The organism is Acinetobacter sp. YH12136, assembly GCF_013418545.1.
Classification (GTDB): domain Bacteria; phylum Pseudomonadota; class Gammaproteobacteria; order Pseudomonadales; family Moraxellaceae; genus Acinetobacter; species Acinetobacter towneri.
In genome coordinates this window covers 43,066-66,457 of sequence record NZ_VPBV01000017.1, presented here as the reverse complement: position 1 = coordinate 66,457, position 23,392 = coordinate 43,066, and the positions used below count along the sequence as shown (strand labels likewise).

General features: G+C 36.9%; 21 protein-coding genes and 2 pseudogenes. 18 read left to right on the top strand and 5 right to left on the bottom strand.

Annotated features, from left to right (window positions below):
- Window positions 1-96: 96 nt before the first annotated feature.
- The 16 genes from FTU71_RS09280 to FTU71_RS09205 all read left to right on the top strand — a co-directional run bounded on the left by FTU71_RS09280 (window position 97) and on the right by FTU71_RS09205 (window position 16,974).
- Window positions 97-1,620: an acyltransferase family protein gene (locus FTU71_RS09280; protein ID WP_180111911.1), complete on the top strand. Its 1,524-nt coding sequence runs from the start codon at window positions 97-99 to the stop codon at window positions 1,618-1,620.
- Between the two features lie 387 nt (window positions 1,621-2,007).
- On the top strand, window positions 2,008-2,418 hold the full coding sequence (locus FTU71_RS09275; RefSeq protein ID WP_373684950.1) for a pilin: 411 nt from the start codon (window positions 2,008-2,010) through the stop codon (window positions 2,416-2,418).
- 59 nt (window positions 2,419-2,477) lie between these two features.
- A complete protein-coding gene (locus tag FTU71_RS09270; protein ID WP_180111909.1) occupies window positions 2,478-4,442 on the top strand; it encodes a hypothetical protein in 1,965 nt (654 codons plus the stop codon).
- Window positions 4,432-5,283, top strand: a complete 852-nt coding sequence (locus FTU71_RS09265; protein ID WP_180111908.1) for a glycosyltransferase family 2 protein — start codon at window positions 4,432-4,434, stop codon at window positions 5,281-5,283. The genes FTU71_RS09270 and FTU71_RS09265 overlap by 11 nt, the downstream gene beginning before the upstream one ends.
- A gap of 3 nt (window positions 5,284-5,286) precedes the next feature.
- The gene (locus FTU71_RS09260) at window positions 5,287-5,772 is read left to right on the top strand and encodes a class I SAM-dependent methyltransferase (RefSeq protein WP_218945626.1); all 486 of its coding nucleotides are present in this window, start codon (window positions 5,287-5,289) and stop codon (window positions 5,770-5,772) included.
- A gap of 243 nt (window positions 5,773-6,015) precedes the next feature.
- Window positions 6,016-7,740, top strand: a complete 1,725-nt coding sequence (locus tag FTU71_RS09255) for an ABC transporter ATP-binding protein (protein ID WP_180111907.1) — start codon at window positions 6,016-6,018, stop codon at window positions 7,738-7,740.
- A 74-nt stretch (window positions 7,741-7,814) separates the two neighbouring features.
- Window positions 7,815-8,768 (top strand): nucleotide sugar dehydrogenase, encoded by a 954-nt coding sequence (locus FTU71_RS09250; RefSeq protein WP_180111906.1) that lies wholly within the window; start codon window positions 7,815-7,817, stop codon window positions 8,766-8,768.
- 12 nt (window positions 8,769-8,780) lie between these two features.
- Entirely contained in the window at window positions 8,781-9,221 is a 441-nt protein-coding gene (locus FTU71_RS09245; RefSeq protein WP_180111904.1) for a hypothetical protein, read from the top strand.
- On the top strand, window positions 9,218-9,658 hold the full coding sequence (locus FTU71_RS09240; RefSeq protein WP_180111902.1) for a hypothetical protein: 441 nt from the start codon (window positions 9,218-9,220) through the stop codon (window positions 9,656-9,658). The genes FTU71_RS09245 and FTU71_RS09240 overlap by 4 nt, the downstream gene beginning before the upstream one ends.
- Entirely contained in the window at window positions 9,645-10,760 is a 1,116-nt protein-coding gene (locus FTU71_RS09235) for a DegT/DnrJ/EryC1/StrS aminotransferase family protein (RefSeq protein ID WP_180111900.1), read from the top strand. Before FTU71_RS09240 ends, FTU71_RS09235 begins: the two co-directional genes overlap by 14 nt.
- The gene (locus FTU71_RS09230; protein ID WP_180111897.1) at window positions 10,757-11,521 is read left to right on the top strand and encodes a class I SAM-dependent methyltransferase; all 765 of its coding nucleotides are present in this window, start codon (window positions 10,757-10,759) and stop codon (window positions 11,519-11,521) included. The genes FTU71_RS09235 and FTU71_RS09230 overlap by 4 nt, the downstream gene beginning before the upstream one ends.
- Complete coding sequence (locus tag FTU71_RS09225; RefSeq protein WP_180111895.1) at window positions 11,497-12,648, top strand: hypothetical protein; 1,152 nt, start codon at window positions 11,497-11,499, stop codon at window positions 12,646-12,648. Before FTU71_RS09230 ends, FTU71_RS09225 begins: the two co-directional genes overlap by 25 nt.
- A 49-nt stretch (window positions 12,649-12,697) precedes the next feature.
- Window positions 12,698-13,822, top strand: a complete 1,125-nt coding sequence (gene gmd / locus FTU71_RS09220; RefSeq protein ID WP_180111893.1) for a GDP-mannose 4,6-dehydratase — start codon at window positions 12,698-12,700, stop codon at window positions 13,820-13,822.
- Complete coding sequence (locus FTU71_RS09215) at window positions 13,819-14,793, top strand: GDP-L-fucose synthase (protein ID WP_180111891.1); 975 nt, start codon at window positions 13,819-13,821, stop codon at window positions 14,791-14,793. Before gmd ends, FTU71_RS09215 begins: the two co-directional genes overlap by 4 nt.
- A gap of 18 nt (window positions 14,794-14,811) precedes the next feature.
- A complete protein-coding gene (locus FTU71_RS09210; protein WP_180111889.1) occupies window positions 14,812-16,236 on the top strand; it encodes a mannose-1-phosphate guanylyltransferase/mannose-6-phosphate isomerase in 1,425 nt (474 codons plus the stop codon).
- Entirely contained in the window at window positions 16,237-16,974 is a 738-nt protein-coding gene (locus FTU71_RS09205) for a glycosyltransferase (protein WP_180111887.1), read from the top strand.
- A 22-nt stretch (window positions 16,975-16,996) separates the two neighbouring features.
- On the opposite strand, the gene FTU71_RS09200 is transcribed toward FTU71_RS09205, so the two are convergent.
- Window positions 16,997-18,010 (bottom strand): glycosyltransferase family 4 protein, encoded by a 1,014-nt coding sequence (locus tag FTU71_RS09200; protein ID WP_180111885.1) that lies wholly within the window; start codon window positions 18,008-18,010, stop codon window positions 16,997-16,999.
- Complete coding sequence (locus FTU71_RS09195; protein WP_257222472.1) at window positions 18,007-19,092, bottom strand: glycosyltransferase family 4 protein; 1,086 nt, start codon at window positions 19,090-19,092, stop codon at window positions 18,007-18,009. Before FTU71_RS09195 ends, FTU71_RS09200 begins: the two co-directional genes overlap by 4 nt.
- A gap of 369 nt (window positions 19,093-19,461) precedes the next feature.
- Between FTU71_RS09195 and FTU71_RS14665 the strand changes: the two genes are divergently transcribed.
- On the top strand, window positions 19,462-19,914 hold the full coding sequence (locus FTU71_RS14665) for a pilin (protein ID WP_373684949.1): 453 nt from the start codon (window positions 19,462-19,464) through the stop codon (window positions 19,912-19,914).
- A 32-nt stretch (window positions 19,915-19,946) separates the two neighbouring features.
- Here FTU71_RS14665 and FTU71_RS09185 read toward each other — a convergent pair.
- Window positions 19,947-20,243: pseudogene (locus FTU71_RS09185) on the bottom strand (transposase); the annotation flags it as partial.
- Window positions 20,244-20,314: 71 nt separating this feature from the next.
- Between FTU71_RS09185 and FTU71_RS09180 the strand changes: the two are divergent.
- Window positions 20,315-21,405, top strand: a pseudogene (locus FTU71_RS09180) (IS3 family transposase).
- Between the two features lie 317 nt (window positions 21,406-21,722).
- Here the strand turns inward: FTU71_RS09180 and FTU71_RS09175 are convergent.
- Both FTU71_RS09175 and FTU71_RS09170 read right to left on the bottom strand, forming a co-directional pair.
- Window positions 21,723-22,283, bottom strand: a complete 561-nt coding sequence (locus FTU71_RS09175) for a TPM domain-containing protein (protein WP_180111881.1) — start codon at window positions 22,281-22,283, stop codon at window positions 21,723-21,725.
- Window positions 22,277-23,392 carry a TPM domain-containing protein gene (locus FTU71_RS09170; protein ID WP_180111879.1) on the bottom strand — a complete coding sequence of 372 codons (1,116 nt, stop codon included), beginning with the start codon at window positions 23,390-23,392 and terminating at the stop codon, window positions 22,277-22,279. The genes FTU71_RS09175 and FTU71_RS09170 overlap by 7 nt, the downstream gene beginning before the upstream one ends.

The window sequence follows — 23,392 nt, the reverse complement described above, 5'->3', positions numbered from 1 at the left end:
AGATCCATGCACGTGTAGCAGTCCTTAACAGATTTACGGAATTAGGTCGCCCACTTACCCAAGTTACGCCTTAAATTTGGATCAATTAGGGGCGCTTTGCATTTCAAATCTTTGTGCAACAAAGCCCATATTTGGTCTTTAAGCCTAGAAGAGCAATTTTATTTAATTTGGCCTTTATTACTTTTAGGGATCATTCAACTCTCTCAAAATTTAAAAATTTTTTCTTTATTTTCCATAACTATACTTTCATTAATTGCCTCTCATATACTAACTCAAAGTAATCCGATTGCCGCCTACTATTTACTCCCTTCACGAATATTTGAGTTTACCATCGGTGCTGCTTTAGTATTCTTACCCTCTTTAAATCTTCATAAAAATACATCAATATTATTAAGCATACTTTTTATTTTTATCATTGTTGCATCAAGTTCTTTTATTGATAGCCGATCTCTGTTTCCTTCTTTTACAGCCTTACTCCCTTGTCTTTCTGCTGCAGGTTTTATCTACTTTGGAAAGTACTCCACTGGACTTTCAACCAAATGGATAGAGTATATTGGAAAAATTTCATATCCTATGTATTTGTGGCATTGGCCTATTATCGTTTATTTAACAATACTTTCTATTAGTTTAAATTTAATTGGAAAAATTTTAATTTTAGTTTTTACGATTGTATTTTCTGTCTTAACTTATGAAAAAATTGAGAAAAAAATTAAAAAAACTTCAAAAACAGCAACTATGCCCATAAAAAAATTATTTATCCTTCCATCCTTATTTATTATTTTTCTCAGTACAAGTAGCTCACTATTTCACCAAAAAGAAGAAAATAATAATACACTGGATACACCAATCATAAAATGTATTGACCAAAATCAACACCCCATTAACGATTGTTTGATGGGTAATAAAAATGCTGAAAAAATTTCTGTATTATTGATTGGAGATAGTCATGCTAATGCACAATCAGGCTTCATCAATCACCTTTTATTAGATGCCAATTTACAAGGTTATGAACTCACAAAGTCTTCCTCAGCCTTTTTATACGGACTGCACAGATCTGTACAAAATCCAAAAAGCAAGGAGATTCATTTAATATCAGATTATTACCCCCATAACACAACAGTTGCTGATCTCATACATGCAAATAAATTCAAGTATGTCGTTATGGGTGGTTACTTCCCTCATAACTGGAAGCGCAATCTTTACTCTACAAATACAACTCCTTCCACCTCTTCCTCTAAAGCATTCTTTATAGAAGGATTGAAGAATTCTATAACTCTGATTGAAAATTCAGGTGCTATACCTGTTTTAATGAATGACAATCCAATTCTTACAGACGTGGATGTCAACTGTCATGTGAGATCTTCTTTTTCAGATTGCAGTTTTGAAAGAAAAAAATATGAAGAAGACTTTATGGAATGGCATGAAATATTAAACACAATTAAAAAAGAACATAAAAATCTTGTGGTTATAGATTTTAACAATATAATTTGTAATAAGAATTCTTGTTTTTCTTCACTTAATAATGTTGCTTTATATAGAGATAATCAACATCTAACTTACGCTGGTTCTAAGCAAATTGGTATCGAGTACTTAAAACAGCACACAAATCCTTTTCAATAGCCAAGATGACAAAACTTAACTACTATTTCAAATAGCATATTACGTTGATCCGCATAGTTGCAAATTATTACACAAGCTTATTGCATACAAATGGACAAGCAACTTTAAGTGAGTCTTGTTATGCTCCCGCTGCTTAGCCCAAAAGTGTGATGCACTTCACATAATGACAATATTTGTCCAAAGTATAAGATTCAACCTGACAATATTTGTCACTTTTTAACAAAAATATACCGTGAAATTTATAGTCTAAATTTTTTTATGTATAAGATGCTGTTTTTCTGTCTAAATTGTCTATAATAAAAGTTGGCACGTTTAGTGCTAACATTAAAATAGCTTACATAGCTTATAACTAAATTAACAACATTTGTGGAGAATGTTATGAATACAATGCAGAAGGGCTTCACGCTCATCGAGCTTATGATTGTTGTAGCGATCATTGGTATTTTGGCTGCGATTGCGATTCCTGCTTATCAAAACTATACGAAGCGCTCTCACGTTTCTGAAGGCCTTAGTTTGGCAGGCGGTGCTAAAACTGCTGTTACAGAGTTTTATTCCTCTCAGGGTACTTGGCCAACTGCTAATGCTAATGCAGGTTTACCAACAGATGTATCGATTAAAGGTAATGCCGTTAGAAGCGTAGGCGTATCAGGAAGTACTATTACTATTACTTATAATACAAAAGTTGAACCAGCAGCGACTTTAATACTTCAGGGTGCTTCTACTTCTGGAGGTGTAACCTGGACTTGTACAGGTGGATCTTTAAAAGCAGAATTACGTCCAAGCAACTGTCGTTCTTAATATAAATTGCTTAAAAAAGCACCCCTCTGGGTGCTTTTTTATATAAAGAGTTAACTTACGTGCGTAAATTTTATTTAATAAGTCTTGCTCTTATAACAATATTCAGTTTTACACTTTTTCTTTATTGGCCTGGTTTACTTGGAGATTATGTCTTTGATGATCCTGCAAATATTTTAAATAATCAAAAAATTGCTATTACCACATTAGATTATAAAAGTTTAAAATCTGCTTGGTATTCAGGTGATGCAGGACCACTAGGTCGCCCCATCAGCATGTTGTCCTTTGCACTCAATCATTATTTTACAGGTTTTGAACCTTTTTATTTTAAATTTACAAATCTATTTATTCACTTAATCAATGGTTTATTGGTTTTTATTATTAGCCTAAAATTATTTCAATGGCTAAGCCACCAATACCAAAGAATTTCGCTTCAATCTGCCGCATATCTTGCTTGTTTAGTCAGTTTAATCTGGCTCATTCACCCTTTAAATCTAACCAGCGTATTGTACGTTGTACAGCGCATGACTAGCCTATCCACATTATTTGGATTATTCGCACTTGCTATTTATTGTTTCTGGCGTACTCGAGCAATCACAGGGTTAAATACTATATTTGCGTTATGCGGTGTAGCTTTAAGTCTATTAGCCTCTATACTAAGTAAAGAATCTGGAATTTTATTTATTCCCTTAATTTACTGGGTTGAATTGATTATTTTCCAAGCTAAAAACCTACAATTTCAACCGATTTATATCAAAAAAATTAAATTAATTCATATGCTTTGGGGTGGAGTAATTGCTGCTGGATTAATATTTTTATATTTATTGCCACCCTATCTTAACCCTGTAAATTTCGCAAGACGTGATTTTACTTTAGATGAGCGACTACTTACCGAATCACGAGTGATTTTTTATTATCTAAAAATGACCTTTTATCCATTACTTTCGGATTTAAGTTTATATCATGATGATTTTACCATTTCCAAATCAATCACTCAGCCAATAACAACACTATACTCTTTAGCTGGACTGCTTGGAATTAGCCTAGCTTGTATAGCCTTGTTTAAAAAACACCCTATGTTACTTTTTGCTTGGGGTTGGTATGTGATAAGTCAGTTGCTCGAATCAACTTTTATTAGTCTTGAATTAGTCCATGAACATCGTAATTACTTTGGCATCATTGGCTTTATAGTTGCAGCGGTCTATTATATAGCGCAAATTAATAATAAAAAAATTCAACCTTTTATTTATATATTAAGTGCTATCTATATTGCAAATTTAGCATGGACAACATGGCAGCGCTCCGAAATTTGGTCAAATCTTGTAGATCATGCAGTGTATGAAGCAGCGATGCACCCACAGTCAGATCGTGCTAATTATCAATTGGCCCGTATTTATATGAAACTAATGCAAAATGAACAAAATTCACAACAGAAAAGGCATTATGCACAGCTTGCTCAACACGCCTTAAATAAAGCGAAAAATAGCTATATACCTGCGAATGGTGCTTGGTTTGCTGAGTTACACTTAGCATCTTATCTCGGAAATCCTGTTTCACAACAAACCATTAATGAATTAATCTGGCGTTTGGAATATAAACCCTTCCAAAATAGTAATGTCAGTTTTTTGAGCGCCTTTTCAAATTGTCAAATTAATGGCTTTTGTAAAGTGCCTCATGAGCAAGCTATATCGATTATTGCTGCTGGACTAGATAACAAAGGAATAGACAATCGTTTAAAATCAGAAATTTATAAATTATTAACACAATATTTTGTGGGTGTGATTTCTGATTTTGAAAAAGGTGAAGAGTTTATGCACCATGCGATCACGTTACATGAGGATGTTAATGGACGTTTAATTTTCGCGCAAGTATATCGTCTACAAAATAAGTTGCCCCAAGCTAAACAACAATTGCAACAAGCAAAGCAACTCGATACTCAGAATGTTTGGATCAAAGAGATTGAGATTGAACAGCGTAATATAGATAATGCTATGCTTAGTAAAAAAAGAGCAAACCATGAAAGTTAGTATCGTTCTCCCTGCAAAAAATGAGTCTGCTGCAATTGGTCAAACTATTGCACAAATTCAATTACTTCAACTGGCACACGAAGTTATTGTGGTGAATGATGGTTCTACAGACCAAACTAAACAAGTTGCAGAATCTGCTGGTGCTAAAGTAGTCACTCATCCTTACTCAAAAGGTAATGGTGCAGCCATCAAAACAGGCGCAAGGGCTGCCACAGGTGACATCATTGTATTTATGGATGCTGATGGGCAACATGACCCACAAGATATCCCTCGCTTGATTGAGAAAATTGAACAAGGCTATGATTTGGTGGTAGGCGCTAGGCAAAAAGGTTCACAAGCCAGTATTGGCCGTGGTATTGCCAATGCACTCTATAACAACCTTGCAACATATATGACTGAACAAAAAGTAGAAGATCTCACCTCTGGTTTTCGTGCCGTTCGCGCAGACAAATTTCGTGAGTTTTTATATTTGCTACCGAATGGATTTTCATACCCTACCACCAGTACTATGGCATTTTTCCGCGCAGGTTACTCAGTAACTTATGTTCCAATACATGCTGCAAAACGCATAGGTAAAAGTCATATTCAACCATTAAAAGACGGTGTGCGCTTCTTTCTAATTATTTTTAAAATTGCCACACTATTTTCACCTTTAAAGATGTTTTTACCAATCGCTGTAGTGTTATTTTTAATGGGAACAGGTTGGTATGGATATACCTTATGGGATGCAGTACGTTTTACCAATATGAGTGCTCTACTTTATACAGGAAGTATTATGATTTTTTTAATGGGGCTAATTTCGGAGCAGATTACCAATTTGATGTATAAAGATGGAAATTAAGACATGGAACACTTAAGAAAGCCCCATGTTGCTCTGGATAATCGAAATAGTAAAGCCCTTAAAATTCAAAAAATTATTGCATCCGAAAGGGGGTTTCGGCAACAGGATTTTATTCTTGAAATTGGTACAGGTAGTGGTGGAATAGCAGCATATTTCGCTGCACAGAACATACAATTTAATGTTCAGGCAGTTGATGTGGTTGATAGTCGGGTAACTAAAGAGGGTTATCAGTTTCAGTTGGTTAATGGTACGACTTTGCCATTTAAGGATGAAAGTTTTGATGTCGTAATTACCAATCATGTAATAGAGCATGTAGGGGAGTCGGATGCGCAGCTTCATCATCTTTGTGAGGTAAAGCGTGTATTAAAAAAAGATGGTGTTGCTTATTTGGCAGTACCAAATAGATGGATGCTGGTTGAACCTCATTATCAGTTAATCTTTTTAAGCTGGTTACCAAAAAATATCGTTCAAAATATCTTAAAAAGATGAGAAATATTGATTTTTATGATTGTGAACCATTTGAGAAGAAACAGCTGGAACATTTATTTGATATTGTTGATTTTTCTTACCAAAATCAAACGATTCAGGCACTTAAGATTTTATTGCAAGATGAAAGAGAAAATCATAAATTTTTGTATTATATGTTCTTGTGTATCCCTGATTTTGTGTTAAGAGTATTTCTAGGTGTTATTCCAACTTTAATTTATACAATGAAAATCAATAGGCATTGATGTGTTAAATACTTTAGTACAGCTTTGGCGGATTCTTACACCACTAGATAAACGTAAATTAGTTTTAGTTCTAGTTTTGGTTTTAGTGATGGCGTGTATTGAAGCTGCTGGGGTAGTATCGATTATGCCTTTTTTAGCAGTTTTATCAAACCCTTTAATTATTGAAACAAACCCTATTTTTCATAAACTATATGTATTATCAAATAGCCAAAGTACCCAGCAATTTATTATGTATATGGGAGTATTATCTCTATTTGTTGTGATATTTTCAGCAGGGTTTAAAATTGTTACGCAGTATGCTTTATATCGCTTTGGTAATTTGCAGCGGCATTATTTTTCAACTCGATTACTAAGTATCTATTTAAAACAGGATTATGAATTTTTTATACAGCGTAATAGTTCAGCGCTTATCAAAAATGTATTAGCAGAAACAGATCAGTTGGTCTGGAATATGATTCAACCAGCTTTGCTCATCTTATCCTATGGTGTTGTACTTTGTGCAATGGTAGGGATTTTGTTGATTTATGATCCTATTATGGCAATTTCAACGGCATTGGTTTTAATTGGATTTTATTTTGGTATTTACTGGATAGTGAAAAGACGGCTTAATCGTATTGGATTGGGTTTTGCAGAGGCGAATACAGAACGTTATCAATCCTGTCAGGAAGCATTGAGTGGGATTAAGGATGTTATTATCAATCATGCTCAGCAAGGCTATCTTGATAATTTTGAAAAATATTCTAGGACTTATGCAAGACATTATGCAACGAAAGACACATTAGGACAGATTCCGTTACATATTATTGAAACAGTAGGTTATAGTTGTCTGATTATTTTGGCAATTATTCTAGCGTATTCTGGTAAGGATGTATCGCATATTCTGCCGGTATTAGGCTTGTATGGTTTTGCTGCTTATCGTATGTTACCTGCAGCACAGAATATCTATCGTTCAGTGACCCAGATTAAATTTTCAGAACATGTTTTTGATAATGTGCAAAGAGAATTTGCCCTAGAGCAGGATCAGAAAAAATTAGCACAAAATGGCGAGACTTTAGATTTTCATCAGGAAATCCGGTTAGAGCATCTTGAGTTTGCTTATCCAAGCAGGCAGGAGAAGCCAGTGATTAGGGATTTTAGTTTTACGATTGTTAAGAATACGAGTGTTGGCATTGTTGGTAAAAGTGGTAGTGGAAAAAGTACCCTGATGGATTTGATGTTGGGTTTGCTTAAACCTCAAAGTGGTCAGATTTTTATTGATGATATTGAGTTAGTGCAGCAAAACATGGCAGCATGGTATAATATTGTTGGCTATGTTCCACAAAGTATTTATCTTGCAGATAAATCCATTGCAGAAAATATTGCCTTTGGTGTGCCAATCGAGCAGATTGATTTAGCTCAAGTTGAATTTGTGGCGAAACAAGCGCAATTACATGATTTTATTGTGGAACAACTGCCACGGGGATATGATACAGTGGTGGGTGAGCGTGGTGTTATGCTTTCGGGTGGACAACGACAGCGTATTGGTATTGCGCGAGCTTTGTATAAAAATCCGCAAATCTTATTTATGGATGAAGCAACTAGTGCTTTAGATACAGAAACGGAAGCTGCTGTAAATGAAGCAATTCAAAGTTTAAGTGGGAAAAAAACCATGGTGATTATTGCTCACAGGGAAAGTGCGGTGGCGAAGTGTGATAGAGTTTTAAAGCTCGTTCCACATTCTAGTTAAATGTGCGAAAGCATTTAATTGCACATAAAGAAAGATCTATTAAATGTGCTTGATTATTGAAAAATGGAAGTTTCATGAGATTTATTGTTGTTGGCGCAGGTTATGTTGGATTAGCAAATGCAGTTATGTTGGCACAGCACTTTGACGTAAATATCATTGATATTGATCAGAGTAAAGTTGCCACTATTAATGCAAAGCAAAGCCCTATTAAAGATACAGAAATAGAAAATGCCTTCCATGATTTTGACTTAAATCTGACCGCAACAATTGAGCGGAATTTCAAACATGCAGATGTTGTTATCATCGCCACGCCTACTGATTATGATCCAGTACTCAATTATTTTGACACTTCAAGTGTAGATAGTGTTATTGATGAGGTCGTGTTACAAAATCGACATGCGATCATCGTCATAAAATCCACTGTTCCCGTAGGCTATACGGACTCGAAAAGAAAGCAACATCTAAACGATAACATTATTTTTTCTCCAGAATTTTTAAGAGAAGGCAAAGCATTATATGATTGCTTAAATCCTTCTCGGATCGTAATAGGCGACAACTCATCTCGGACTAAAATATTTATAGAAAAGATGTTGCAATGTGTTGATAAAAAATCCGTTGACGTCGTTTATACACACAATAGCGAGGCTGAGGCGATTAAGCTATTTTCAAACACTTATCTTGCTATGCGCGTTTCTTTTTTTAATGAATTAGATAGTTATGCACAAACCTTTAATCTAAATGCAAAAGATATTATACAAGGCGTCGGTTTAGATGATCGTATCGGTATGCACTACAACAACCCCTCGTTTGGATACGGTGGTTATTGCTTACCTAAAGATACTAAACAGTTATTGGCAAATTTTAAAAAAGTACCAAACACTATTATTTCAGCAATTATAGACTCAAATGAAGTAAGGAAAAATTTTATCGTACAGTCTATTTTAGCTAAACAGGCGAAAATAATTGGCGTTTATCGTTTGGTGATGAAAAGTGATTCGGATAACTTTAGGTCATCAGCTGTCAGATGAAGGATGTTGGGGATGGGCGACATGGAAGAGATCATGGCAATTTTTGAAAAGGATACAGATCGTTTAATCAAGACGTTTACACCAAGCATGATTAAAGAGTTTAACTTTGATAATACAACCGATTTTTGGACGCAGGTTGTAATGAATCAGCAAGGCAAAATCAACACTTGGGCAATTTATTGGTATGCCACAGTGTTTTTGAATAATGGTTTATTTTTACATCCTAAAGAAACGTTTATAGTGAATATTGGACATGATGGTAGTGGTGTGCATTGTGGTCAGACGAATAAATTTGATAGTCCGTTAATACAAACTTATGACATAGCTTTTCCTGAAAAACTTGAGGTTTGTGATACTGCTAGAGAAGCTCATAAAGAATATTTCAGCTCTCAAACCGGACATATACATCGAATGATAAGAAAACTATCATCATTAGTAGGATTATGGAGATGATTAAATATATTACTCATAATAATCAACTATTATCAGTCATTATCCATCGAAACTTTGAGAAACAAGGCATAGAATTTTTCACACCAGATGATTTCTCTCAACAACTTGCATATATGAAACGTCCAAAGGATTACGTAATTCCACCTCATGTGCATAACCCAGTATTACGTGAAGTGCACTTAACGCAGGAAGTTCTTTTTATCAAAAGCGGTCGAGTCCGTGTAGACTTCTATGACGATGATAAAAATTATTTGGAAAGCACCACTGTTGAAGCGGGGGATGTTATTCTGCTAGCACATGGTGGACATGGTTTTGAAATGTTGGAAGAATCTGAAATCATCGAAGTCAAACAAGGACCGTATGCAGGCGAGATGGATAAAGTCAGATTTGAGCCCATCTGCAAAACGCAAATTAAGGTAAAAGATGATTGCCGTTAATGAGCCATTACTGAATGGTAATGAAAAAAACTATCTAAATGAATGTATTGATACAGGCTGGATTAGCTCTGAAGGTCCATTTATCAAAAAATTTGAACAAGGTATGGCAGACTATGTTGGTCGCCATTATGCAGTGTCAGTAACCAATGGCACTGCAGCGCTTGAAATGGCTATTGTCGCTTTAGGTATCGGCTTAGGCGACGAAGTTATTATGCCAAGCTTCACCATTATTTCTTGTGCGCAGGCAGTGGTAAAAGCGGGTGCTACACCAGTATTAATAGATTGTGAATATGATAGCTTCAATTTATGTGTTGAAGCGATTGAAGCTAAAATTACAGCACAAACCAAAGCGATTATGGTTGTGCATATCTATGGTTTACCTGTGGATATTAATCCAATTTTAGCTCTAGCCAAGAAGTACAATCTTAAAATCATTGAAGATGCGGCGGAAATGCATGGTCAGACCTATCATAATAAAAAATGTGGTAGTTTCGGCGATATAAGTATTTTTAGCTTCTATCCAAATAAGCACATTACTACTGGCGAAGGTGGTATGGTATTGATGGATGATGAAGTTTTGCATGAAAAATGTAAATCATTAAGAAATCTTGGTTTTTCACCTGATGGTAGTAAGCGTTTTATCCATGAAGAAATAGGATGGAACTTGCGAATGACGAACATTCAAGCTGCGTTGGGTGTGGCGCAATTGGAAAGAATAGATGAATTTGTAGAAAAGAAACGCTGGATCGGCGGAATGTATCAGGATTTATTACAGGACATTGATGCAATTAACCTTCCAATAAAGCGAACATCGTTTGCTGAAAATATCTATTGGGTATTTGCAATCACCTTGAAAGATGAGTATCCAAAAACCACCCAACAAGTGATGAAAGAACTTGGTGAAAAAGGCATCGGAACTCGCCCGTTTTTTTACCCGATGCACCAGCAGCCTGTCTTAAAAAAAATGGGGCTATTTGTAGATGAAGTTTATCCAAACGCAGCAAAACTATATGAGAGAGGATTTTATATCCCAAGCGGCTTGGCATTAACAGAGGCACAAATACAAGAAGTATCCAAGATTATGCATGAGGTTATCCAATGAGCCAGTTCGGTCATTTATATTCTCAATATTACGATTTACTTTATCAAGATAAGGATTATATTGGTGAAGTCGAATATATAAAGGAATTGATCAAAACCTATAAAAGCGATGCCTTAACCATATTAGACTTGGGTTGCGGTACGGGTAAACATGCAGAACTGCTTTGTGATGCAGGCTATCGTGTTCATGGCATAGATTTGAGTACAGATATGCTGTCGATAGCTGAGCAAAGACGATTAGGCAAAGAAGATCGCCTGAGCTTTACTTATAGTAATATCCAAGATCTCACATTAAATCAAAAATTTGATGCAGTCATCTCGCTTTTTCACGTCATAAGTTATCAAAGCTCTAATCAAGAGTTGGTGCAAGCTTTCCAAGTTGCAAAGAATCATTTGAGCGAAAATGGTATTTTGATTTTTGATTTTTGGTACGGTCCTGCCGTTTTGACAGATTTGCCAACAACACGAGTAAAACGGCTAGAAAATGAGTCAATTAAAGTGACGAGATTGGCTGAACCCGTCATACATGTTCAAGAAAACGTTGTTGATGTAAATTATACTGTTTTTATTCAAGACAAAAAAACTCAGGAAGTGGTAGAAAATAAAGAGTTACATAAGATGCGATATTTGTTTGATACCGAACTTGAGCTGATTTGTGAGCAAGTCGGGTTTGGTGTTTTAAATAAGTTCAAGTGGATGAGTAAAGAATCTCCATCGTTGGATAGTTGGAATGTGGTATGGATACTAAGAAAAAAATATTAATTATTCACCCAGAGGGTAATATTTTTAATAATCCTAATCTTTTAGCAATAGCAAACTATCTATCTGACGATTTTGATGTTGATGTACTAATGCCTCAATTTTTATATACTAATGAATCAAAGTTTGAAATGATAGTGTATAAACCTATATGGAATAAAATTAAGAATAGAATTAATTATTTTTTACTCTACAAATTATTATTTATTTTTTTTAGCTCTAGATATACAAAAAAGTATGATTTTATTTTTGGCGTTGATAGGATTGGCATCATTGATGCTTATTTATTATCTAAGAAAAACAAATGTAATTATGCTCTAATTTCATATGAAATCTTATTCAAAGATGAAACATCGCAGCAGTTCAAAGAAATTGAAATAACTTCTTGTCAGAAAATATCTTTTGCAATAGTACAAGATGAGCTAAGAGGGCGGTTTTTAGTAAAAGAAAATAAAATTAATGATAATAAATTGATATTTATCCCTGTAGCTAGTGATGGTTTTTCAGAAATTTCTGAAAAGAAAAATATTTTACATAAAATATTTAATCTACCACCCGAAACAAATATTCTAATATTTACAGGTAGTGTTGCTCAGTGGACATCTATTGATGAAATATTAGAGCAAGCTAATGATTTTCTACCGCCAAACTGGGCGTTAGTGATTCATGATCGGTATGGCAAGGCAAGGCAAAGTATCCATAAAATGAAGCTTGACTATACAATAGGAAAGAATATTTTTTTAATAGAAGATAGTATTTTTAGTTTTGAAGATCTTAATTCGATATTATCGGATGCAGTACTCGGAATTGTAAGCTATCGTCCAGTAGAAGGTTCACCCTACACTGGAAAAAACATTCAGCATATTGGACTTGCATCAGGTAAATTTAGCACCTACATGAAAAATGGTCTTCCAACTTTGGTATATAGAGCGGATGAATTGGGTGAAATTGTAACTGCGAATAGATTAGGTTTTTTTGTGAATGACTTAAAAAATCTAAGACATATCTTAGAGAATTTTGAGGGTAGGGATAAATATGAAACTCACTGTCAGTATTTTTTTAATACAACGTTATCATTTGAAAATTATAAAAATATTCTGAAAAGTAAGATAGAGTTACATATTGAGTAAGCTATTATGAATATAGTTTATTAGTACATAGTAGTTTAGGAAGTCTTAAATGAAAAAAGCACTCATCACAGGAATTACAGGTCAAGACGGCTCATATCTAGCCGAATTTCTGTTAGAAAAAGGCTATCAAGTTCATGGAATTAAGCGCCGTTCATCTTTATTTAATACACAGCGAATCGACCATCTCTATCAGGATCCACATGTCGATCATCAACAATTAATTCTTCATTATGGTGATTTAACAGATTCGTCGAATCTGACGCGATTATTGCAAGAAATACAGCCTGACGAAGTCTATAACTTAGCTGCCCAATCGCATGTGGCGGTCAGCTTTGAGTCGCCTGAATATACCGCTGATGTTGATGCAGTTGGGACACTTCGTTTACTTGAAGCAATTCGTTTTTTAGGCTTAGAGAAAAAAACCAAATTTTATCAGGCATCAACGTCAGAACTTTATGGCTTAGTGCAAGAATCTCCTCAAACCGAAACCACTCCGTTTTATCCACGATCACCTTATGGTGTGGCCAAGCTTTACGCTTACTGGATTACCGTGAATTACCGAGAGGCTTACGGCATATATGCTTGTAACGGGATTTTATTTAACCATGAATCCCCTCGTCGTGGCGAAACCTTTGTGACTCGAAAAATTACTCGTGGACTAGCCCATATCGCTTTAGGTCTGGAAAAGTGCTTGTATTTAGGTAATCTTAAAGCTCTGCGAGATTGGGGACATGCTAAAGACTATGTGCGAATGCAATGGCTCATGTTACAGCAAGATCAACCCGAAGATTTTGTGATTGCGACAGGCGTACAATTTTCAGTTCGGCAATTTATTCAATGGTCTGCACTGGAATTAGGAATTCATTTAAAGTTCGAAGGTGAAGGTGTTAATGAAATTGCAGTTGTCGAAAATATCACTGGGTTAAATGCAATTGGCGTAAACATTGGTGATGTGATTGTTCGTGTAGATCCACGTTATTTTAGACCAACAGAAGTAGAAACTTTGCTAGGTAATCCACAAAAAGCAAAAGATAAGTTGGGATGGGTACCCGAAATCACGGTGCAGGAAATGTGCAAAGAAATGGTTCTGGAAGATCTTAAACTGGCTCAACGTAATGCTTTATTAAAACATTCTGGACATGACGTATTTTCTCCTTGGGAAGCAGATAGATGACCCCAGAGAAAAAACAACAAATCTTTGTCGCGGGGCATCAAGGTATGGTGGGGTCTGCTCTTGTCCGTACACTAAGCCAAAACAAGAGTCTCCAGATTATTGTGGCTACTCGGCGGGAATTAGATTTAACCAATCAAAGTGCGGTAAGACATTTTTTTGCTTACCAGCATTTTGATCAGGTTTATTTAGCTGCTGCTAAAGTTGGCGGCATTCATGCAAACTCGGAATATCCCGCTGACTTTATTTATCAAAACTTAATGATTCAGAATAATGTCATCGATGCTGCTCACCAAACCGATGTGCAAAAATTACTATTTCTAGGATCATCTTGTATTTATCCTAAATTTGCAGAGCAACCCATTCAAGAAGAGTCGCTATTAGCAGGTTATTTAGAACCCTCAAATGAACCCTATGCAATTGCCAAAATTGCAGGAATCAAATTGTGTGAAAGCTACAATCGCCAATATGGACGAGATTATCGAAGTGTAATGCCGACTAATTTATACGGTATTCATGATAATTTTCATGATCAGAATAGCCATGTCATTCCTGCCTTAATTCAGCGTATTCATTCCGCTAAAATAGCTGATCAAAAACAGGTAGAAATTTGGGGAACTGGACAAGCTAAACGTGAGTTTCTTTATGTGGATGATATGGCATCAGCATGTATCCATGTCATGAATGCACCCTTCGCACAATACCAACAGATGACCGCCACTCTCTCCCATCTTAATATCGGCACAGGTGAAGAAGTGACGATTCAGGAACTGGCACAATTAATTTGTGATGTGATTGGATATCAGGGAAAATTAATTTTTAATGCGCAAAAACCCGATGGTACGCCTCGCAAAGTATTAGATATTTCGCGCTTACATCAGCTTGGTTGGCAGCATCAAATTTCATTAAAAAAAGGTTTAGCACAAACCTATTCATGGTATCTTAATCAGCAAGGACAACTTAGAACCGTATAGTGCATTAAGGATACAAGCATGATTGTACCTGTGATTTTAGCTGGAGGATCGGGTACACGACTATGGCCCCTCTCCCGCCAATCCAATCCCAAACAGTTTTTATACTTGGTCGATCAGCAATACACCATGTTACAGCTGACCCTAAAACGTTTAGAAAATTTATCCCAACAGGTTCTACCTCCAATCATTGTTTGCAATGAAAATCATCGTTTTATTGTCGCAGAGCAATTACGCCAAATTGATATTGCTCACGCTTCTATTATTTTAGAACCTTGCGCTAAAAATACTGCTCCAGCGATTACCCTAGCGGCATTACAGGCACTAGAATTATATCCTGACCAAAGTGTGAGCTTGTTAGTCTTATCCGCAGATCATTATATTGCCGACATCCCTGCTTTCCAGCACAGTATCTTACTTGCGGAACAACAAGCACGATTAGAGAAACTGGTTATATTTGGAGTAAAGCCAACAGAACCTCATACAGGTTATGGCTATATTCAATTAGGCGAGCAAATAAAAGAAAAAAATACTTACAAACTGGACAAATTTGTAGAAAAACCAGATTTACAAACGGCAGAACACTATGTATCAAGTCAAAATTATTTGTGGAATAGTGGGATGTTTATGTTCCAAACTCCACTCTTTTTACAAGAGTTAAAACATCATCAAGCTGATATTTATCAATGCTGTGTAAACGCATGGCAATATAAAACTAAAGATTTAGATTTTATTCGCATTGGTTTGCAAGAATTCCAACAGTGTCCAGAGAATTCGATTGACTACGCCATTATGGAAAACACCACTCAAGGTGTGGTTATTTGTCTTGATGTAGGCTGGAATGATTTAGGTTCGTGGTCATCATTGTGGGAATCGAATCAAAAGGATGCGAATCAGAATGTTATATTTGGTGATGTTATAGCCGAACAAAGTCAGCGTAACTATGTTTATTCAGCTTCTCGCTTAGTCACCGTGTTTGGTGTGGAAGATCTCATTGTTGTTGAGACCAAAGATGCAGTTTTAATTGCTCATCAAGATAAATCGCAAGAGATTAAAAAAATCGTTGAACAATTAAAAAATGAACAGAGAGTAGAACTACGGCAGCATAAAGAAGTCGTTCGACCTTGGGGAAAATATGATTGTATTGATGTTGGTTCGCGCTACCAAGTCAAACGAATTACAGTCAATGCCAAAGCAAAACTATCACTGCAAATGCATCATCATCGAGCAGAACATTGGGTAGTGGTGAAAGGAACTGCAAAAGTCACTAAAGGCGAAGAACAGTATTATGTCTCAGAAAATGAATCCACTTTTATTCCTTTAGGTACTTTACATAGTTTGGAAAACCCTGGTTGCATTCCTTTAGAGTTAATCGAAATACAATCTGGTAGTTATTTGGGAGAAGATGACATTTTGCGATTTAAAGATGAGTATGGACGTATCTAAATGCTGAAAAAATTAGAAGTTTTTGATGGAAAGATTAGTGTTATTACCGCAGTTTATAATGCTGAAAATCATATTCATTCTTTAATTGAAAGTTTAAGACATCAAGTTGATCCGAATTTTGAATGGGTTGTGGTTGACGGGCTGTCAACAGATAACACCCTAGATATCCTAAAAAAAATTGATGATCTCAATATTAAAATAATTTCCGAAGCAGACTTCGGCATTTATGATGCGTTTAATAAAGGTGTCAAACTTTCTCAAGGTGAGTATTATTTAGTTGCTGGGGCTGATGATATTTTTTACCCAAATGCCGTTGCAGATTATAAAAATGCAATAAATAGCAATATCGACATAATTACCGCAACTGTAAAAATGGGAAATGAACTTGCAAAGCCGATGGGGCATAGCTGGAGCTGGCTATTTGGGATGCGGGCTTTTATTTCCTGCCATTCAGTGGGTGCGCTTATTCGAAAAGAACTACATCAGAAATATGGATTCTATTCAAGGAAATTTCCCATAACGGCAGATCAGCTATTTATCAAACATTGCTGCCAGAGTGGCGCCCAAGTTAAAGTTATTGACAAATTAGTGGGTAACTATGGAGTAGATGGAGTAAGTGCTAGAGATATGTTTGGTGGTTGCACAGAAATGTTTAGAGTTCAGTTACTTACAAAAGAAAATAAATGGGTGCAATATCTTATCCTCGTGATTAAATTAACATTACGGATGTTTAGATAGAATAATATTTACCCCCTCATCATTAAGCTACTACACTGGTATAGATCTCGATATATTTATCCACCATATCATCTATATTAAAATTTGCCACAGCATTTTCTCTAGCCTTTCTTCCGACCTCAACGCATAATTCTGGGTGCTTCTTTAAATGCCTTATGGTCTGAACAAAATCATCTATATTATCTTTTTTGCAAAGAAAGCCAGTCATTCCATGATCAGCCAGCTCAGTTAATGAAGAGCAATCAGAAATCACTACGGGTAAACCACAGGCCATCGCTTCGGCGACAACTAAACCAAATCCTTCAAGCCTAGATGGAAAAATTAGAGCATCTACTGATCTATATAATCGAGCTAAATCCGATGGACTTTGGTAAGGTATGGCCTTCATATTTTTGGATACGACGGCGGCACTAGACTCACTTTTTGTGTAAAGTAACTCAAATCCATCACCCAACTCTTCCATAATTCGGGGTAGTAAGTCAAAACCCTTTCTAATTGAATTCGTTCCAACAAATAACAAACGAAATGGTTCATTTTTGTCTTTGCTTACTTGAGGGTGATCACAGAAAATATCTGTATCAATACCATTATAAATTGGTTGAACTGCTTTTATATCAAAAAGTCTCTCAACACACGCAGCAGTATATTGGCTAACAGCAGTAATACGATCTGCCTGTGCAAAACACTTTTTTTCTATTGGGGTGACCCAGTACTGATGATAATATTTTTGAGCTATCGTTTTATATGGTAAATACTTTGGATCTTGAACACAAAGATGCACTGATGCAACTATTGGTAGCTGACTGGGATAAAATTTAGGATGCAACCAACTATTAACATGTGTGATATTTGCCCAATCAGGCTTCTGTGGAACAGGGACAAGCCAAGGTAAGTATTCTGCATGATGCGGTAGCCATGTGATTTCAGCTTGAAATCCTCTTTCATTTAAAGCTGAAACTAATTGTTCTGTAAATTTATCCGAACCAGTATTGGTTCTAACTGTGGGAAACCATATTGCGGGTTTAGTATTTTTCATAAATTCACGATTACTTTTTCAAATTTATCTTTAAGATTATACCAAGCAAATTTTTCGGCATAATTTTGGCAATCTTGTTGGCTCATAAAACTCTCGTCCTGTAATAATCGAATCACTTTATCTGTGAAGTCTTGATAATCCTGATTTTCAACTAAATAACCTGTCTTGTTATTTTGTACAGCATCGACAATCCCACCAGTAGCGAAAGCAATGGTTGGTGTTCCATGTGCCGCTGCCTCAATCGCAACCATTCCAAAGCCCTCTGGATCATCTGGGATGTGTTTAACTGGAAAAACATGAAGATCCGCCAAATAATAAAAACTAGACAAAATATTATCATCACTAATATTACCCGTGAAAATAATATGATGCTCAATCTGATGCTTTTTCGCAGTCGACAAAATAAGCTCTTTAGATTGTAAATTTTTATTGAGTGACTGACTGGGTGTGTCACCAATGATCACTAAAACTGTATTTGGAATGGCTTGGACAATTTGAGAGAAACTGTGTTCAATAAATTCATTTAATCCTTTCCGCTGAGTCAGACGTCCAACAGAAATTAATACTTTTTTTTCTTGGAGTTGATATTGTTCCTTTAACTGATCGACCAGCCCTAAATTGATGGATATTGCGGGATAACTTACACCTGGATGAATAATACTCAGTTTATCTTTTTTTATGCCTTTTCTAAGACAGATATCATAGGTTGGAGAGCTATTAGCGATGACTTGCGTTGCATTTCGAATACAAGGAATCCATAAAGAATTATAAAACTTATTGTCCGTACCAATATCTAAACCATGAATATAGACGATACTTTTTTTTCTAAAAATTTTGGCCCAAAAAACAGCGATTGGTGCAGTTAAGCCACTGCCTGCAAATAAAATATCTGGGCGCTGAATGATGCAAAGCCAGAATGTTTGAAAAAAAGCCAAAATTAAAAAAATAGGTAATGGATTGAGAGGGACGCCATAAAACGTAGTGTCCTGAGGTGCTGTCGTTTTTGCTTCAGTATGACTAATAATACTTACATCATGGTCTTTAGAAAGTTCATCTGCAATATGCCAATTTAAACGTTCCATCCCTCCTATCAGAGGCGGTAGGTTGCGTGTCACGACAAGAATTCTTTTATTCATTCAATAGCTTGGTAGATTTCTAATTGCGCTATATTACCCCGAATTATGAATAAGATATAGAATCGGTTATTCACCTCTGCATAAATCAAGGCAAACAACAGTAATATACGACAAATATCCATGTCGAATGCAAATCCAACCATTTGAAATTATTATAAAATTTTAACAAAAAAGTCGTCCTTTTTTTTAAATTAATGACAATATTTGTCAACGCCTGAATATTATAAAACCAATAAACAATTGAAATATATTAAATTAAATACTGGCATGTTTCTTGATTATCTTCTGGAAAGATTATATTTGGAGATCATCCCCGTGATCAGTATCAAAGGATTTACACTCGTTGAATTAATGATTGTTATAGCCATTATTGGGGTTTTGGCTGCAATCGCAATTCCAGCCTATCAAAACTATACTACTCGGGCACAGATTTCTGAGGCAATCAATATGGCAAGTGCATTGAAGTCGGAATTGATGGTAAAATATGGGGAAAGTGGAACATGCCCAACCACTCCTGAAGACTTAGGTTTAGACTCATCAGGAACAGTAAATACCAAATATATTCAAAGTGTTGGTATTACCGCCTATACAGGTGCTGTATGTGCGTTTCAATTTACCTTTAATAGTAGTGGTATGAATGCAGGTGTTGCAGGAAAAACCCTCACTTTTGCCATGATGAATTATGCTGGAAATGGTGCAGCGCGTTGGGAGTGTGCATCATCACAAATTCGCCAATTATATTTGCCAACAATTTGTAAAGGCATATAAGAGGGTGTAAATAATTCTGTGTAAATACAGTTTTAAAAATACTTGGTTACACGCTCTTCAAACATGATACTAAAGCGATTCATGGCAGCTTTCCAATTCTGAATAGGCATCGTCCATTTTTTGCTTGCTGCCATAATTGCTAAATATACCACCTTTTTCACGGAATCATCAGTTGGGAAGATTTTTCTTTTCTTGGTTGCATGGCGGATAACGCTGTTGAATGATTCAATCGCATTCGTCGTGTAAATCGCTTTGCGAATATCCATAGAGTAAGCGAAGAACGTGTTGAGATTCGACCAGTTGGCAAGCCATGACTTGCTGATTTGAGGGGTAATCCCCCCTAAAAATAATAGGATCTAAAAGTAGAATTTTCTCTTAAGATACGAGCAGGAGATTCTGCATGAAAACATCTAAATTTACTGACAGTCAGATCATGTCCATCTTGAAACAGGCTGAATCTGGCACACCTGTAGCGACCCTTTGCCGTGAACACGGCATGAGTAATGCTACCTTTTATAAATGACGTGCCAAATATGGTGGTATGGATACATCATTAGTGGCTCGACTGAAAGAGCTAGAAGCCGAAAATACCAGACTTAAAAAGATGTATGCGGAAGAGCGATTAAAGGCCGAAATCATCCAGGAAGCGATGGCAATGAGCAGCACTGCTGCGCAAGGGTAAAGCCATCTTGCCGGCGTAAGATGGCACAACAGGCAGTTGCCCAGCATGCCATTAGTATTCGTTTGGCTTGTAAAGCATTTGGCATTAGTGAAACCTGCTACCGCTATCAAGCCAAACTCAGCGATGACAATGCACTCATTGCTGAACAGCTCATTGAACTCACTGAGGAAAATTCCGATTGGGGCTTTGGTTTGTGCTTCTCGTATTTACGGCATGTTGAGAGTTGCTGCTGGAATCACAAGCGGGTTTACCGCATTTACTGTGAGTTGGCACTGAATCTGCGTATTAAACCGAGAAGAAGACTAAAACGGCATGCGCCTGAACCATTGAAAGAACCAATCCGAGAAAATCAGGTTTGGTCATTAGATTTTATGCATGATCAGCTTTCCGATGGTCGCAAGTTTCGATTATTGAATGTGATTGATGATTACCGCCGCGAAGGCCTAGCCATTGAAGCAGGGTTCTCATTGCCCACAATCAGGGTTATTCGTACGTTGAATCAATTGCTGGAGTGGAGAGAAAAACCGTTAGTGATCCGATGCGATAATGGTCCCGAATTTATCAGTCACGAATTTGTGCGCTGGGCTACTGAGCACGGTATTCGTATTGAATATATTCAACCGGGTAAGCCACAGCAGAATGCGTATATTGAACGCTATAATCGGACCATACGTTATAGTTGGCTGAGCAAGCATTTATTTGATACTTTGGATGAAGTACAAGATTATGCAACAAACTGGTTGTGGCATTACAACCATGAAAGACCACATCAAGCTAACAAAGGAAAGCCACCTCTAATGGCTGCTTAACCTCTACTTTTAACTTCGGTTATTTATGGGAGGATTACCCTTGAGTTTAACAAATTTTGTCATTTTTAGAGAAATAGATCACACTTTATATTATTACGTCATCTATTTTTTATGTATTTGATTTAAATTTCAGCAAATTTAAGTTGTGTGCGGTAATCAATTTTGAGCTTTTTCTACCTCTATGCTTTAGACAGAGTAAACCATCTATGACACATAGCGAAGAATTGTAAAATCTCAAAAGTAAAGTTTTATATAGCAAAAATCATGAATAATCCCTCCCCCATCTTTCAAAGAGAGGGACCTAGATTGACAAAAATCTATCCTAAAATAATCGGTGCATTTCCTAATTCATTCTGTGTATCTAGCAACTGGCGGTCATAAAACACATCCAAAATTTCACCAATTTCTTCCACACCTGTCATCACCGCTTGGCGATACTGCTGCTGTGCCAAACCCTGCACAATATGCGCACAGACATCATCCCACTCCTGTTGCGTAGTCGCAGTTTTAATCCCACGGTCTATCACAATTTCCACTTTGCTCTCACACAAATTCAGGTACAGCAAAACCCCACTGTTAAGTTCAGTATCCCAAACACCTAATTCTGCAAATAATTGGCGAGCACGGGTATGCGTATCTATCGCATACGCCAACCGCGAGGGTAAACAGCCTTCAATCACCACCTGAATTTCACCTACATGCCCATGCTCGGCAGCCGTCACTGCTTCTGCAATGGCATGTTGATCCTGCGCATTAAAAAAACGTTTGGTGGCAGGTAAATAAAAGAAATGCTTCAGCCAACGCTTTACACTCGGACGCGCTGCAATGTCCATTTTCGGTTGAGTAATAATTTCTGTTGTATCTGTTGTGGTTACCATGATCCTGATGCTCCTCCCCCACCAAAGCCACCACCGCCGCCGCTATAGCCACCGCCACCAAAACCGCCGCCGCCAAAACCACCACCACGTCCGCCTCCACGCCCTGCAGAGGACAAGAAAATTTGGAAAATGGTCTGTGCAATCGCAGTGATGAGTAAAAAGAAAATTCCCGCGCCAATCATTAAACTGGTGATTAAGCCTGCACCATTGACCAAACCTGCCACTGTACCTGCCACGGCAGCGGTTGAAGCACTTAAGCGTTTTCCGACAATCAGTGAGCCAATTACCCCCGCAATTAAAATAAATAAAGCAGTGCTCAAGGTTTTTTCACGCGCCTGTTGTTCTTGCAAGGCTTGTTCCTGACGCTGTTTCAGTTCTTGCGCTGCCTGTGCCGCAACTTCGGGGTCTAGGTTTAAAATCCGTTCAATTTCTGCCAAGCCTGCGTCAATGCCTTGTGCATATTGCGCTTGTTTAAAATACGGCGTAATACGTTGGTTAATAATCCGACTGACTACAATATCGGGCAGCACGCCCTCTAAACCATAACCTGTTAAAATCTGAATCCGACGGTCATTGACTGCAATTGCCATCAACACACCATTGTCTTGCTTGGCAGAACCGAGCTGCCATTGTTCTGCGATCCGCATAGCAAAATCAAAAATATCTTCCTGCCCTGTGGTCGGTACAATCACCACCCCAATTTGTGCTTTGGCTTGTTGATGTAAATTTAAAATCCGCTGGCTGATTTCCTGTTTTTCTGCAGCAGTGAGCAAATTGGCTTGATCGACTACGGGCTGATTCAATGTCGGCAAAGCACGGATAGATTCACCCTCTGCCATATCATTGTCAATTTTCGGTTGCTGAACGGGTGTTTCTACAGGTGCTTGCTGAGTGCTAGATGTAGACTGGCGTGAGTTTACAAGTTCTGGGATAGAGTTGGCAGTTTGAGGATGCTGTTGCTGTACAATTTTACCTAGCACCACAGCTTCGGCGGTTTCATCGGTTGCGGTGGCAACTTCACTATATGCCAAGCAGCTGGAACACATAACTGCCATGAGCAGCAGCATCTGCACTAGATTTATACAGGTCTTGCTGTGCGATTGCAGCAT

Bases quoted from the DNA above. Each gene is read 5' to 3' on its own strand.
- FTU71_RS09175 (WP_180111881.1), bottom strand. From the start codon at position 22,283: ATGGTAACCACAACAGATACAACAGAAATTATTACTCAACCGAAAATG.
- FTU71_RS09170 (WP_180111879.1), bottom strand. From the start codon at position 23,392: ATGCTGCAATCGCACAGCAAGACCTGTATAAATCTAGTGCAGATGCTG.
- FTU71_RS09275 (WP_373684950.1), top strand. From the start codon at position 2,008: ATGCAGAAGGGCTTCACGCTCATCGAGCTTATGATTGTTGTAGCGATC.
- FTU71_RS09260 (WP_218945626.1), top strand. From the start codon at position 5,287: ATGGAACACTTAAGAAAGCCCCATGTTGCTCTGGATAATCGAAATAGT.
- gmd (WP_180111893.1), top strand. From the start codon at position 12,698: ATGAAAAAAGCACTCATCACAGGAATTACAGGTCAAGACGGCTCATAT.
- FTU71_RS09265 (WP_180111908.1), top strand. From the start codon at position 4,432: ATGAAAGTTAGTATCGTTCTCCCTGCAAAAAATGAGTCTGCTGCAATT.
- FTU71_RS09210 (WP_180111889.1), top strand. From the start codon at position 14,812: ATGATTGTACCTGTGATTTTAGCTGGAGGATCGGGTACACGACTATGG.
- FTU71_RS09200 (WP_180111885.1), bottom strand. From the start codon at position 18,010: ATGAAAAATACTAAACCCGCAATATGGTTTCCCACAGTTAGAACCAAT.
- FTU71_RS09245 (WP_180111904.1), top strand. From the start codon at position 8,781: ATGGGCGACATGGAAGAGATCATGGCAATTTTTGAAAAGGATACAGAT.
- FTU71_RS09240 (WP_180111902.1), top strand. From the start codon at position 9,218: ATGATTAAATATATTACTCATAATAATCAACTATTATCAGTCATTATC.
- FTU71_RS09235 (WP_180111900.1), top strand. From the start codon at position 9,645: ATGATTGCCGTTAATGAGCCATTACTGAATGGTAATGAAAAAAACTAT.
- FTU71_RS09230 (WP_180111897.1), top strand. From the start codon at position 10,757: ATGAGCCAGTTCGGTCATTTATATTCTCAATATTACGATTTACTTTAT.
- FTU71_RS09195 (WP_257222472.1), bottom strand. From the start codon at position 19,092: ATGGAACGTTTAAATTGGCATATTGCAGATGAACTTTCTAAAGACCAT.
- FTU71_RS09215 (WP_180111891.1), top strand. From the start codon at position 13,819: ATGACCCCAGAGAAAAAACAACAAATCTTTGTCGCGGGGCATCAAGGT.
- FTU71_RS09225 (WP_180111895.1), top strand. From the start codon at position 11,497: ATGGATACTAAGAAAAAAATATTAATTATTCACCCAGAGGGTAATATT.
- FTU71_RS09205 (WP_180111887.1), top strand. From the start codon at position 16,237: ATGCTGAAAAAATTAGAAGTTTTTGATGGAAAGATTAGTGTTATTACC.
- FTU71_RS09250 (WP_180111906.1), top strand. From the start codon at position 7,815: ATGAGATTTATTGTTGTTGGCGCAGGTTATGTTGGATTAGCAAATGCA.